This is a genomic window from Streptomyces sp. Je 1-79 (genome assembly GCF_025195125.1).
Classification (GTDB): Bacteria; Actinomycetota; Actinomycetes; order Streptomycetales; family Streptomycetaceae; genus Streptomyces.
In genome coordinates this window covers 56,170-67,974 of the sequence record NZ_JAMGSL010000007.1, presented here as the reverse complement: position 1 = coordinate 67,974, position 11,805 = coordinate 56,170, and the positions used below count along the sequence as shown (strand labels likewise).

The window sequence follows — 11,805 nt, the reverse complement described above, 5'->3', positions numbered from 1 at the left end:
GGAATGGAAGCCGCGCCCCCACAGGTTTTAGCCTGTGGGGGCGCGGCTCATTTTCGCGCACATCAGTTCAGAGGAACGAGGCACAGATGACCGACCCGGTGACGTTGGACGGCGAGGGCACGATCGGCGAGTTCGACGAGAAGCGCGCCGAGAACGCCGTACGAGAGCTCCTCATCGCGGTCGGCGAGGACCCGGACCGCGAGGGCCTCAGGGAGACGCCGGCGCGGGTGGCGCGGGCGTACAGGGAGCTTTTCGCGGGGCTTTGGATGAAGCCGGAGGACGTCCTGACGACGACGTTCGACCTGGGGCACGACGAGCTGGTGCTCGTGAAAGATATCGAACTGACGTCGCAATGCGAACATCATTTGCTGCCATTCCATGGCGTAGCTCACATTGGCTACATTCCGGCGGAAACGGGCAAAATTACGGGCCTGTCAAAGCTGGCGCGCCTCGTCGATGTCTTCGCTCGCCGTCCGCAGGTGCAGGAGCGGCTGACGACGCAGATCGCCGATTCGCTGATGGACATCCTTGAGGCGCGTGGCGCGATCGTCGTCATCGAGGCCGAGCACATGTGCATGTCGCTTCGCGGCATCCGCAAGCCGGGCGCGAAGACGACGACCTCGGCGGTACGTGGTCAACTGCGTGACGCTACTACACGTTCCGAGGCCATGTCTCTGATATTGGCACGTTCGTAGCATGCTGTCCGCCTTGCTCCATACCGTCCTTGATCAGTGGAGGGATCGCTGATCAAGGGGGATCGGTATGGGGTACGGGCTTTCCAGCAAGATGCTGGTGAACCTGGTCGAGGGCCGCACCCAAGCGAGGAACGTGGCTCTCGGCAGTTTGCTGTGGACGCTGGACGGTGATCGGACGGCGCAGACCACGGTGGTGGGAGTGACGGCGGCCAAGACCCGGTGTGCCGTCGAAGTGGTCACGGACCACATGGCGTTCATCGCCAGCCCGGACTTGCTGCTCGCCACGCAGAACGGGTGGACACCCGCTAGGGACGCGGTGGGGACGACGGTCGCCTGGACGCTCGCACGGAAGCTGTGCAGGGAGCGGCCGACGATTGAGCCGGGATACGAGTTCGGCTATTTCGTCGGGGCCACGTGCGCCGACGGGACGGTCGGCAAGAACTATGTATCGCTCGTCGTGAACGAGGAGGACTTCGCGTCCCGGTACGCAGCTGCCCTGACGGCATGCACGGGGCTACCGGCCCGGGTGGAGTCGGTGAGCCGGCCGTCGGGCTACCTCAAGCGGGATCTCGCGGGCTTCCGGGTACGGGTGGTGTCGTCGTACCTGTCCGACGCGCTGCGCCACTACGTGGGCGGGGACGCGCATCACATGCGGCAGCGCTTTCCGCGGGTGGTACTCCGGGACATCGACACCTTCGACGGCTTCCTCGACGGATACGTCGACGGTGACGGTTGCCGCATCAAGAGCTGGCCGGGGCGCATGATCGTGAGCGCCAATGCGCCGTTCCTGGCCGAGTTGGCTCAGATCATCGGAGCGCGGTTCACCCCCTCACGGACGAGGGGCTCCCAGCTCTGCGTGTCGGATCGCTGGGAGAGCAGGGGCACCTTCGTCCCCGAGCGCCACCGCATCGACCCTCCCGAGTCCTCCTGGATCCAGGTCCGCGAAGTCCGCCCCCGCCCCGCCCTCGGTGCCAAGCCCTTCACGTTCTACAGCTACCGGCTCGAACCGCACCCCAGCTTCCTGGTCAACGGGCATCTCGTGCGCGCGCCCAGGTAGGGCCGGGGTGTCAGAGGGGGCCGTGAGCCTGCGCGCATGGCCCAGTCGGCGTTCCCGGGCTTCTCCGACGGCATCGACGGGGTCTGTCGCCGAGCCTCAGGCCACCGGGGCCGTGCCCTTGCCGTTCTCGTCGTCCTCGGGGAGCTTGCAGACGCGTTCCAGGAAGAGGGCCGCCGCGATCACGCCGAAGCCCGCCAGGACCGAGAAGCCGGCGTAGATCGCCTGGTCGCGGCGGGCCGGGATGTCCAGGGAGCCCAGGAGGAAGACGCCCACACCGCCGTACATGCCGGCGACCAGGGCGGCGACCAGGGCGCTCGCCTGGCCGAAGACCACCGCGCGGGCCGCCATCAGCGGCTCGACGCCCTTCGCGCCGGGGCGGCGCTCGCGCTGGGCCTTCAGGCGGGAGCGGAGGGAGAGGGCCGTCGCGGTCAGGACGACCGCGATCGACGCGAGGACGATCGGCGCCGCGAGCGGCACGCTCGGCAGGGTGCCGACCGCGTCCCAGAGGCGTGCCGCGCCCCAGGACAGGATTCCGGCCACGATGAACAGTCCGGCGAGAACCTTGAGCCGCAGTTGTTTCACCGGGTGTCCTTCGTGTCGTCTCGCGGGCGGTCTTCCACGAGCCTAACGACTACTCGGGCAGACGGAGTTCCAGGTCGGCGCGCGGCACGACGCCGGTGTGGCCGACCGCCGTGAGCAGCTCGGCGACCGCGCCGTGTCCGGGCAGCTGGGCGTCGGGGTCCACGTCGTGCCAGGGGGCGAGCACGAAGGCGCGCTGGTGGGCGCGGGGGTGGGGAAGGGTGAGGACGGGGTCGTCGGAGACCACGTCGGCGTACGCCACGATGTCGACGTCGATGGTGCGCGCGCCCCAGCGCTCCTCGCGGACCCGGTGGAAGGCCTCTTCGACGGCGTGTGCCCGCTCCAGGAGGGAGCTGGGCGGCAGGGTCGTCTTCACGAGCGCGACGGCGTTGAGGTACGAGGGCTGGCTGCCGGGCTCGACGCCCCAGGGCTCCGTCTCGTACACGGAGGAGACGGCCTTGACCCGGAGGCCCGGGGTGTCCTCCAGGGCGTCGACGGCGCCCTGGAGCGTCTCCAGACGGTTGCCGAGGTTCGCGCCGAGCGCGATGACGGCCCACTTCGGGTTCGACAGGGTCACGTCGGCGGCGTCGACCGCCTCCACGACGGAGGCCGGTACGGGCTGCACGGTGGGGTCGCTGTGCGTGGCTTTCATACTCGGCTCCGGGTGATGGTGATGGTCACGTCGTCGAAGGGGACCGTGATCGGCGCGTCCGGCTTGTGGACGACGACCTCGACCTCCTGGACTCCGGCGTGCTTGAGGCACTGCTCGGCGATCCGCTCGGCGAGCGTCTCGATCAGGTCGACGGGCTCGCCCTGGACCACGTCCACGACTTCTTCCGCCACGACGCCGTAGTGGACGGTCTTCGTCAGGTCGTCGTCGGCGGCCGCGGGGCGGGTGTCCAGGCCGAGGACGAGGTCCACGATGAAGGTCTGGCCTTCTTCGCGTTCCTTGGGGAAGACGCCGTGGTGTCCTCGGGCCTTGAGGCCGCGCAGCGCGACACGATCCACGCGAATCACTCCTGCTGTCGTAGTTCTTGTGGCCACGCAGCCGGGTGCGGACGGCCGGGTGTCCAGCATCGAATCTACCTGCGGGCACCGACAGCGCTTGCCCACGGGGGTTCGGGCGGCGGCCACAGGGGCTGAGTGCGGCCCCTACCCAGAGGTCCGGATTCCAATCCGACGGATCACCCGATCGGCCCCCGGAACCCGTCAGGCGCCCGGTTCCTCGTCCTCCTCGTCGTCCGATTCGGTGAGTACGGGGGAGCCGTGGTGGGACCAGATCTTCCAGCCCTCGAATGTGCGGCGGAACACATTGGTGGCGACCACGAGCTGGCCGACGAGCGGGCCGAGCTCGGCGCCGTCCTCGGCCGGCCCGCCGCTGAGGATGTTCTCGGTGCAGGTGACGACGGCCACGTCGCCGGCGAGGGAGACCTTGACGTCGGTGAGGAAGAACTGGATGTACTCGGTGTTCGCCATGATCAGGGCGTACGAGCGCAGGACCTCGCCGCGTCCGGAGAGCACCGGCCAGCCGGGGTGGACGCAGCTGATGGGGGTGGCGCCGTCGTCGAGCCAGAGCTCGGAGATCTCCTCGAAGTCGCCGCGCTCCATCGCCTCGTAGAAGGCGGTGTTCGCGGCCTCGACCGCTTCGGTGTCGGTCTGGTGGGTCACCGGGCTCCTTCGACGGCTCTGGCGACTCGGACGGCGTCGGCGGTGGCTCCGACCTCGTGGACGCGGACGGCCCAGGCCCCTTCGTGGGCGGCGATGGCGGAGACGGCGGCGGTGGCGGCGTCGCGTTCGCGGGCCGGGGGCGGGGTGGCGCCCTCGCGGGTGAGGACGTGGCCGAGGAAGCGCTTCCGGGAGGCCGCGACGAGCAGCGGGCGGCCCAGGGCGCGCAGTTCGGGGAGGTGGGCGACGAGGGCGAGGTCGTGGGGGGCGTGCTTGGCGAAGCCGAGGCCGGGGTCGATGACGATCCGCTCGGGTGCGATGCCGCCCTCGACGACGGCCTCCATGCGGTGGCGCAGTTCGGTGACGACCTCTACGACGACGTCGTCGTAGACGGCGAGGCTGTTCATGTCTTGGCTGAAGCCGCGCCAGTGCATGACCACGAAGGGGACCTCGGCGGCGGCGACGGCGGGGACCATCCGGGGGTCGGCGAGGCCGCCGCTGACGTCGTTCACGAGTGTGGCGCCCGCCGCGACGGCTGCGTGGGCGACGGAGGCGCGCATGGTGTCGACGGAGACGGTGACGCCTTCGGAGGCGAGGCCGCGGACGACGGGGACGACCCGGCGCAGCTCCTCTTCCTCGTCGACCCGGCTGGCGCCGGGGCGGGTGGACTCGCCGCCGACGTCGACGAGGTCGGCTCCTTCGGCGGCCAGGTGGAGTCCGTGCTTGACGGCGGCCGTGGTGTCGAACCAGCGGCCGCCGTCGGAGAAGGAGTCCGGCGTCACGTTGACGACGCCCATGACCGCGCAGCGGTCCCACTCCGGCAGGCCCAAGGCCGTGCCCCGACCGATCGACGTACTCATACGCCCAGCGTAGGGCCCGGGGCCTCGGTCACGCCGCGCGGACCTCCTGGTCGGCCTGTGGGGTGACGACGTGGGCGCAGGGGCGGGGGCCGGCGGTGGACCGGCGTCGGGTGAAGGGGCGGGGCAGCGCGAGGTTGACGAAACCCTCGGCCTGCATGGCGGCGAAGCCGATGCGGGGCAGGTCGCGGCTCTTGCGGTAGACGACGAAGCGGGGTTCCCAGCGGGGCCGGAACTTGGCGTTGAACTTGTACAGGGACTCGATCTGGAACCAGCGGGAGAGGAAGACGAGCAGTCCGCGCCAGAGTCTCAGGACGGGGCCCGCGCCGATCTTCTCGCCGCGGGCGAGGGCCGCGCGGAACATGGCGAAGTTGAGGGAGACGCGTTCGATGCCCAGGCGGGGGGATTCCTGGAGGGCGGCGACGATGAGCAGCTCGTTCATGCCGGGGTCGGCGGAGCGGTCGCGGCGCATGAGTTCGAGGGACATGCCGTCGGTGCCCCAGGGCACGAAGTGGATGATCGCCTTGAGGTCTCCGTAGGGGGAGTCGGCGTCGTCCGCCCGCCCGTCTCCCGCCGCCTCGTCCGTCTTGTGGGCGGTCGCTATGACGGCGTCTCCGTCGCCAGGGTCGCCGATGCGGCCGAGTGCCATGGAGAAGCCGCGCTCGGTGTCGGTGCCGCGCCAGTCGGCGGCGGCGCGACGGACGCGGGCGAGTTCGCCGTCGGACAGGTCACGGACGCGGCGGACCTTGGTGGTGTAGCCGTTGCGCTCGATCCGCTTCACCATCTGGCGCACATTGCGCATGGCGCGCCCGGAGAGGGAGAAATCCGCGACGTCCACCACCGCCTCGTCGCCGAGTTCGAGGGCGTCGAGGCCGGTCTCGCGGGTCCAGACCTCCCCGCCGGTCTCGGAGCAGCCCATGACGGCGGGGGTCCAGGAGTGGGCCTTGGCCTCGTCCATGAAGCGGTCGATGGCGCCGGGCCAGGCCTCGACGTCGCCGATGGGGTCGCCGCTGGCGAGCATGACGCCGGAGACGACGCGGTAGCAGACGGCGGCCTTGCCGCTGGGGGAGAAGACGACGCCCTTGTCGCGGCGGAGCGCGAAGTGGCCGAGGGAGTCGCGGGCTCCGTGCTTGTCGAGCAGCGCGCGCAGGCGCGTCTCGTCGTCCTCGGTGAGCCGGGCGGCGGGGTGTTCGGGGCGGAAGGCCAGGTAGATGGTGGTGAGGGCGGTCAGCATGCCGAGCGCGCCGAGGGAGTAGCCGACGGTCCAGTCGACGTTGCCGGTGTAGCCGACGGGGCCTTCGAAGCCGAAGAGTCCGTACAGGACGTGTTCGAGGCGGTCGGTGAGGCTGGGGCTGCCGATGACGCGGCGGGGGTGGGCGCTGACGATGACCAGGCCGAGGAGGATCGATCCGGCGCCCATGAGGACGAAGTTGGCGAGCGCCTTCCAGCGGCTGCGGGGGTCGGGCAGGGCGGCGAACTGGCTGCGGTGGCGCAGCAGCAGGGCGAGCAGGACGAGGGAGAGCAGGGCGCCGAGGACGGAGTGGCGCCAGACGAACTGGGCGGCGGCGCCGAGCGGCAGCAGGACGACGGCGGCTCGCCAGGCGCGCCGCTTGTGGCGCTTGAGGCCGTGGGCGAGCAGCAGGAGGAGGACGCCTGCGCTGAGGGAGAGGGCCGCGGAGAGCGGTCCGAGCGTGCCGGGCAGGACCTCGGCGACGGCGTGCATCCGGCTGGCCCGGAAGCGCGGGAAGACGCCCGCGGCGATGTCGATCAGGCCGATGAGGGTGCAGGCCGTACCGACGAGCGAGGGCACCTTCTCGGGCCGAGGTCCGTGCAGAATCCGGCGTACCCGAACCGGAACCAATCCTGATTTGTCCCCATCTACCGTGACAGACATCGCTTCCCGTGCTTCCCGTGGCTCCGCGAAAGATTCGATCTCCGGTGGCCGCGCGGTGGTCAGGGGCGGGCCGGTCCGGAGGTTTTGCGCTTTCTAGGACGGCCTCGCGGGGGAGCGGGTTCATTCACCCACAGGAAATTCTCAGGAAGAGGGCTCGGGCGACTCATGGGTCTCACCAGCAACAAGGTTCTGGCGCTGGCCGTCGCGCTGGCGGTGGTGCTGTTCGTGGCCACGGTCTGGCTGTGGCCCCGGCTGGCCCGTGGCGGTGTGCGGGCCGTTCTCGGCAGGGTCGGACTGCTGCTCGCGACCCAGCTGGCGCTCTTCGCCTCGGTCGGTCTCGCGGCGAACAACTCCTTCCTCTTCTACGGCTCCTGGGCCGACCTCTTCGGGCAGGAGCAGGACATGGGGGTGGTCGTCGACCACTCGGCCGGTTCGAAGGACGTCAAGGTCGTCGGCAGGCAGACGCTGGACGTGCCCGGGGCCTCCCGGCCGTCGGTCGGCGGCGAGATCCAGAAGGTCGTCGTCGCCGGCCGGAAGTCGGGCATCGAGTCGCCGGCGTACGTGTACCTGCCGCCGGAGTACTTCCAGAAGGCGTACGCGTCGAGCACGTTCCCGGCCGCGGTGGTGCTGACCGGCTACCCGGGCACGGCCGAGAACCTCCTGAAGGGGCTGAAGTACCCGAAGACCGCCTTCACGCAGGTCAAGGAGAAGAGGATGCGGCCGATGATCCTGGTGATGCTGCGGCCGACCGTCGCGCCGCCGCGGGACACCGAGTGCGTGGACGTGCCGGGCGGGCCGCAGACCGAGACCTTCTTCGCCGAGGACCTGCCGAAGGCGGTCTCGGAGACGTACCGGGTGGGGACGAAGGCCCGGAACTGGGGGTTCATGGGGAACTCGACGGGCGGCTACTGCGCGTTGAAGATAGCGATGCACCACCCGGACCGGTTCGCGGCGGGGGCCGGCTTCTCGGCGTACTACAAGGCGGCCGAGGACGTGACGACGGGCGATCTCTTCAAGGGCGACGACCGGGCGCGCAAGCGGGCGGACCTGCTGTGGAGCCTGGACCGTCGGCCGCGGGGCGCGTCGACGTCGTTCCTGGTGACGACGTCGAAGCAGGGCGAGGGGAACCTGCGCGGGACGCTCGACTTCATCAAGAAGGTGAAGGCCCCGGCGCGGGTCTCCTCGATCACGCTCGACAGCGGCGGGCACAACTTCAACACCTGGAACCGGGAGATCCCGCCGGGCCTGGTGTGGATGAGCGGGCGGCTCAGCGCGAACTGATCTTCCTGCCCGGCTCGGGGTCCGTCTCCGACGCGGGTTCCGGCCGCGGTTCCGCCTCCGTTTCCGGCCGCGGTTCCGGGGACGCCGCGCGCAGGGCCCGGTGGACGGCGGCCGGGGTGAGGACGCCGGCGTACCGGCCGCCCTCGGCGGGGTCGGTGACGGGCAGCCAGCCGGTGTCGTTCTGCAGCAGCGCGGCCAGTGCCTCGCGGAGGGTGGCGCCGAGCGGGACCGGGTCCGGGGCCGGGCGGGTGCGGCCGGGCTCGTCCGCGGACACCCAGCCGGTGACGCGGCCTTCGGCGTCGAGGACGACGGACCAGGGGGCGCCGGACCGGGTGGAGGCGGGGGCGGTGTCGGACCGGGTGGCGTCGGGGGCGGTGTCGTCCGCGCGCAGGACCGGGACGTCCTCCAGGGCGGCGGAGTCCACCGCCGTGACCGAGAGCCGCTTCAGGCCGCGGTCCGCGCCGACGAAGTCGGCGACGTACGGGGTGGCGGGGGCGCCGAGGACCCTGGCCGGGGTGTCGAACTGCTCGATCGTGCCCTGTCCGTAGACGGCGATGCGGTCGCCGAGGCGGACGGCTTCCTCCAGGTCGTGGGTGACCAGTAGGACGGTCTTACGGACCTGCGACTGGAGACGGAGGAACTCGTTCTGGAGGTGCTCGCGGACCACCGGGTCCACGGCGCCGAACGGCTCGTCCATCAGCAGCACGGGCGGGTCGGCGGCGAGCGCGCGGGCCACGCCGACGCGCTGGCGCTGGCCGCCGGAGAGCTGCTCGGGGTAGCGGTCGCCGTACTTCTTCGGGTCGAGCCCGACCAGGTCGAGGAGTTCGGCGGCGCGGGCGCGGGCGCGGGCGCGCGGGGCGCCGAGGAGGTGCGGGACGGTCGCGGTGTTGTCGAGGACCGTGCGGTGCGGGAAGAGGCCGACCTGCTGGATCACGTATCCGATCCGGCGGCGCAGTTGGACCGGGTCGACCGCGGATATGTCCTGGCCGTCGAGGAGTATGCGGCCCCCGGTCGGCTCGATGAGCCTGTTCACCATCTTCATGGTGGTGGTCTTGCCGCAGCCGGACGGGCCGACGAGCGTGACCAGTTCACCCTCGGCGACCTCGAAGGAGAGATCGTCGACGGCGGTGGTGCCGTCCGCGTACCGCTTGGTCACATGCTCGAACCGGATCATGTTCCCCATTCTGACGCGTGCGGGACGGGTGCGTGTGAAGGGCGTGTTGCCGCGATGTGGCGGTCCTCGGCGATTGTCGGTGCCGGGGGTTAGGGTCGACCAGACAGGTGTTCGGCACGGTGGGTGACCGGGGGGAGGGTACATGAGCGCGGCAAACTGTCTGGTGACGAACGACTGGATCTGCGGGGAGTATCTGCGCACCCGAAGCCAGGAGTTGGGCGACGCGCTGCTCCAGCACGTGGGGATCACGGTCGTGTCCGTGGTCGTCGGCGTCGCGGTCGCCTTTCCGCTGGCGCTCCTCGTGCGGTCGCGGCCCCGGTTCGCCGGCCCCGTGCTCGGCCTGACGACGCTGCTCTACACGGTTCCGTCGCTGGCGATGTTCTCGCTGCTGCTGCCGTTCTTCGGGCTCTCCGCCGCGCTGGTGGTGACGGGCCTCGTGCTGTACTCGCTGACGATTCTCGTACGGAACATGGTGGCGGGCCTGGACGCGGTCCCCGCCGAGGCGCGGGAGGCCGCGCGCGGTATGGGGTACGGCTCGGCGAGGCTGCTGTGGGAGGTCGAACTCCCGCTCGCGCTTCCGGCGTTGATGGCGGGCATACGGATGGCGACGGTCTCGACGATCGCGCTCACGACGGTCGGTTCGATCGTCGGCCGGGGCGGTCTGGGCAATCTCATCGAGGACGCGCTGCCGACGTTCTTCAAGGCGCAGGTGCTCGCCGCCTCCGTGCTGTGCGTCCTGCTCGCGGTGGTCGCGGATCTGCTGCTCCTCGGAGTGCAGCGGCTGCTCACGCCGTGGACCCGCATACGCACGGCCCCGGGGGGCGAGTAGAGGCATGGGGATCGTGGCGGACGCCTGGAGCTGGCTGGGCACGGGCGCCAACTGGGCGGGCGAGGGCGGGGTGTGGCACCGCCTCGGTGAGCATGTGTACGTCAGCGGGGTCGCGCTCCTCCTCGCCTGCGCCGTCGCGCTGCCGCTGGGGCTGGGGCTCGGACATCTCGGCCGGGGCGGCGCGCTCGCCGTGAACGTCTCCAACGTGGGGCGGGCGATCCCCGTCTTCGCGGTCCTGGCGCTCTTCATGGTGTCGCCGCTGCGCAACGCCGGCTACGTCCCCACGGTGATCGCGCTGGTGCTCTTCGCGGTGCCGCCGCTGCTCACCAACGCGTACGTGGGGATGCGCGAGGTCGACCGGGCGGTGGTCGAGGCCGCGCGGGGCATGGGGATGTCGGGCGGGCAGGTCTTCCGGAAGGTCGAACTGCCCCTCGCCCGGCCGCTGGTCATGACAGGGTTGCGGTCGGCCGCCGTGCAGGTGGTCGCCACGGCGACCATCGCGGCGATGGTCGGCCAGGGGGGCCTGGGCCGGATCATCACCGCCGGCTTCAACACGTACGACACCCCCCAGGTGGTCGCGGGCGCCCTGCTCGTGGCCCTGCTCGCCCTCGTCGTGGAGCTCGTGCTGGTGGGGGCGGACCGGCTGCTCGGACGGCGTGCCTGAACCGACGGAACCGCTTGTGACGACGGAACGACGACCTAGGAGTGACATCGTGAGCAGGACCTCGCGTATCGCGGGTGCGGTACTGGGTACGGCGGCGCTGACCGTCTCGCTCGTCGCCTGTGGCGGCGACAGCCTGGAAGAGGGGAAGAAGGGCGGCAGCGGCGGCGCGTCCGGTTCGGCGAAGGGCTCGCTCGTCGTGGGCGCCGCGGCGTTCACCGAGTCCAAGGTGCTCGCGGAGCTCTACGCGCAGGTGCTGAACGACGCCGGATACTCCGCGACCGTCACCACGGTGAAGAACCGCGAGCTGTACGAACCGTCCCTGGAGAAGGGCGAGATCGACGTCGTACCGGAATACGCGGCGACGATCGCGGAATTCCTCAATGCGAAGGTGAACGGCCCGAAGGCGCCCGAGGAGAAGCCGGTCGCGTCCGGGGACGCGGCTGCCACGGTGGAGGCGCTGAAGAAGCTCGCGGAGCCCCGTGGACTGAAGGTCCTCGCGGTCGGTGGGGCGGTTGACCAGAACGCCTTCGCGGTGTCGAAGGAATTCGCCGAGAAGAACAAGCTGAAGACGCTTTCCGATCTCGGTGCCGCGAAGCTGAAGGTGAAGATCGCGGCCGGCGACGAATGCGAGATACGGCCGTTCTGCGCGCCGGGTCTGAAGAAGACCTACGGGATCGACGTGACCGGGATCGACCCCAAGGGCGTCGGCACCCCGCAGTCCAAGCAGGCGGTCAAGGACGGCGTGGACCAGCTGGTGCTGACCACCACGACGGACGCCACGATCGAGAGCTTCGGGCTGGTCTTCCTCGACGACGACAAGAAGCTGCAGAACGCCGACAATGTGCTGCCGGTGGTCAATGCGAAGGACGCGGGATCGCCCGAGATCGCCGCCGCCCTCGACAAGATCACAAAGGTCCTCACCACGGCCGATCTCGCCGAACTGAACCGCAAGGTGGATGCCGAGAGGGCGAAGCCGGAGGACGTGGCGAAGGCCTATCTGCAGTCGAAGGGCCTGGTCAGCAAGTAAGGACCGGTAAGGGGGGTCGGCCCGGTCCTGACCGGGACTCGGTCACGGACGACGAGAAGTGGCCAAGAGATTGCCGGGCCGAC

General features: G+C 70.4%; 13 protein-coding genes. 6 read left to right on the top strand and 7 right to left on the bottom strand.

Going from position 1 to position 11,805, the window contains the following annotated elements; all coding sequences use genetic code 11:
• Nucleotides 1–86 precede the first annotated feature (86 nt).
• A complete protein-coding gene (gene folE / locus M5362_RS15520; RefSeq protein WP_260228124.1) occupies nucleotides 87–695 on the top strand; it encodes a GTP cyclohydrolase I FolE in 609 nt (202 codons plus the stop codon).
• Between the two features lie 67 nt (nucleotides 696–762).
• Complete coding sequence (locus tag M5362_RS15515; protein WP_260228123.1) at nucleotides 763–1,752, top strand: hypothetical protein; 990 nt, start codon at nucleotides 763–765, stop codon at nucleotides 1,750–1,752.
• Between the two features lie 96 nt (nucleotides 1,753–1,848).
• Here M5362_RS15515 and M5362_RS15510 read toward each other — a convergent pair whose 3' ends face one another.
• The 6 genes from M5362_RS15510 to M5362_RS15485 form a co-directional block, all read right to left on the bottom strand.
• Nucleotides 1,849–2,334 carry a DUF3180 domain-containing protein gene (locus M5362_RS15510; protein WP_260228122.1) on the bottom strand — a complete coding sequence of 162 codons (486 nt, stop codon included), beginning with the start codon at nucleotides 2,332–2,334 and terminating at the stop codon, nucleotides 1,849–1,851.
• Between the two features lie 49 nt (nucleotides 2,335–2,383).
• Nucleotides 2,384–2,983 carry a 2-amino-4-hydroxy-6-hydroxymethyldihydropteridine diphosphokinase gene (folK, locus tag M5362_RS15505; RefSeq protein WP_260228121.1) on the bottom strand — a complete coding sequence of 200 codons (600 nt, stop codon included), beginning with the start codon at nucleotides 2,981–2,983 and terminating at the stop codon, nucleotides 2,384–2,386.
• Nucleotides 2,980–3,339, bottom strand: a complete 360-nt coding sequence (gene folB / locus M5362_RS15500) for a dihydroneopterin aldolase (RefSeq protein ID WP_137988623.1) — start codon at nucleotides 3,337–3,339, stop codon at nucleotides 2,980–2,982. Before folB ends, folK begins: the two co-directional genes overlap by 4 nt.
• 201 nt (nucleotides 3,340–3,540) lie before the next feature.
• On the bottom strand, nucleotides 3,541–3,999 hold the full coding sequence (locus M5362_RS15495; RefSeq protein WP_260228120.1) for a nuclear transport factor 2 family protein: 459 nt from the start codon (nucleotides 3,997–3,999) through the stop codon (nucleotides 3,541–3,543).
• On the bottom strand, nucleotides 3,996–4,856 hold the full coding sequence (gene folP / locus M5362_RS15490) for a dihydropteroate synthase (protein WP_260228119.1): 861 nt from the start codon (nucleotides 4,854–4,856) through the stop codon (nucleotides 3,996–3,998). The genes M5362_RS15495 and folP overlap by 4 nt, the downstream gene beginning before the upstream one ends.
• Before the next feature lie 28 nt (nucleotides 4,857–4,884).
• Entirely contained in the window at nucleotides 4,885–6,747 is a 1,863-nt protein-coding gene (locus tag M5362_RS15485; RefSeq protein WP_260228118.1) for a phosphatidylglycerol lysyltransferase domain-containing protein, read from the bottom strand.
• A gap of 165 nt (nucleotides 6,748–6,912) precedes the next feature.
• On the opposite strand from M5362_RS15485, the gene M5362_RS15480 reads away from it, so the two are divergent.
• Nucleotides 6,913–8,028, top strand: a complete 1,116-nt coding sequence (locus M5362_RS15480; RefSeq protein WP_260228117.1) for an esterase family protein — start codon at nucleotides 6,913–6,915, stop codon at nucleotides 8,026–8,028.
• Here M5362_RS15480 and M5362_RS15475 read toward each other — a convergent pair.
• The gene (locus M5362_RS15475; RefSeq protein WP_260228116.1) at nucleotides 8,015–9,202 is read right to left on the bottom strand and encodes an ABC transporter ATP-binding protein; all 1,188 of its coding nucleotides are present in this window, start codon (nucleotides 9,200–9,202) and stop codon (nucleotides 8,015–8,017) included. The two genes, M5362_RS15480 and M5362_RS15475, sit on opposite strands and share 14 nt — an antisense overlap.
• Nucleotides 9,203–9,344: 142 nt before the next feature.
• Between M5362_RS15475 and M5362_RS15470 the strand changes: the two genes are divergently transcribed.
• From M5362_RS15470 to M5362_RS15460, 3 genes are read left to right on the top strand one after another with little or no spacing between them, the layout of a single operon-like run.
• Nucleotides 9,345–10,031 carry an ABC transporter permease gene (locus tag M5362_RS15470; protein WP_260228115.1) on the top strand — a complete coding sequence of 229 codons (687 nt, stop codon included), beginning with the start codon at nucleotides 9,345–9,347 and terminating at the stop codon, nucleotides 10,029–10,031.
• A 4-nt stretch (nucleotides 10,032–10,035) separates the two neighbouring features.
• A complete protein-coding gene (locus M5362_RS15465; protein ID WP_260228114.1) occupies nucleotides 10,036–10,695 on the top strand; it encodes an ABC transporter permease in 660 nt (219 codons plus the stop codon).
• A 49-nt stretch (nucleotides 10,696–10,744) separates the two neighbouring features.
• Entirely contained in the window at nucleotides 10,745–11,722 is a 978-nt protein-coding gene (locus M5362_RS15460) for an ABC transporter substrate-binding protein (RefSeq protein WP_260228113.1), read from the top strand.
• Nucleotides 11,723–11,805 lie beyond the last annotated feature (83 nt).

Excerpts from the sequence above, each read along its gene's own strand:
- M5362_RS15475 (WP_260228116.1), bottom strand. The coding sequence starts at position 9,202 with ATGATCCGGTTCGAGCATGTGACCAAGCGGTACGCGGACGGCACCACC.
- M5362_RS15470 (WP_260228115.1), top strand. The coding sequence starts at position 9,345 with ATGAGCGCGGCAAACTGTCTGGTGACGAACGACTGGATCTGCGGGGAG.
- M5362_RS15480 (WP_260228117.1), top strand. The coding sequence starts at position 6,913 with ATGGGTCTCACCAGCAACAAGGTTCTGGCGCTGGCCGTCGCGCTGGCG.
- M5362_RS15485 (WP_260228118.1), bottom strand. The coding sequence starts at position 6,747 with ATGTCTGTCACGGTAGATGGGGACAAATCAGGATTGGTTCCGGTTCGG.
- folE (WP_260228124.1), top strand. The coding sequence starts at position 87 with ATGACCGACCCGGTGACGTTGGACGGCGAGGGCACGATCGGCGAGTTC.
- M5362_RS15515 (WP_260228123.1), top strand. The coding sequence starts at position 763 with ATGGGGTACGGGCTTTCCAGCAAGATGCTGGTGAACCTGGTCGAGGGC.
- M5362_RS15465 (WP_260228114.1), top strand. The coding sequence starts at position 10,036 with ATGGGGATCGTGGCGGACGCCTGGAGCTGGCTGGGCACGGGCGCCAAC.
- folP (WP_260228119.1), bottom strand. The coding sequence starts at position 4,856 with ATGAGTACGTCGATCGGTCGGGGCACGGCCTTGGGCCTGCCGGAGTGG.
- folK (WP_260228121.1), bottom strand. The coding sequence starts at position 2,983 with ATGAAAGCCACGCACAGCGACCCCACCGTGCAGCCCGTACCGGCCTCC.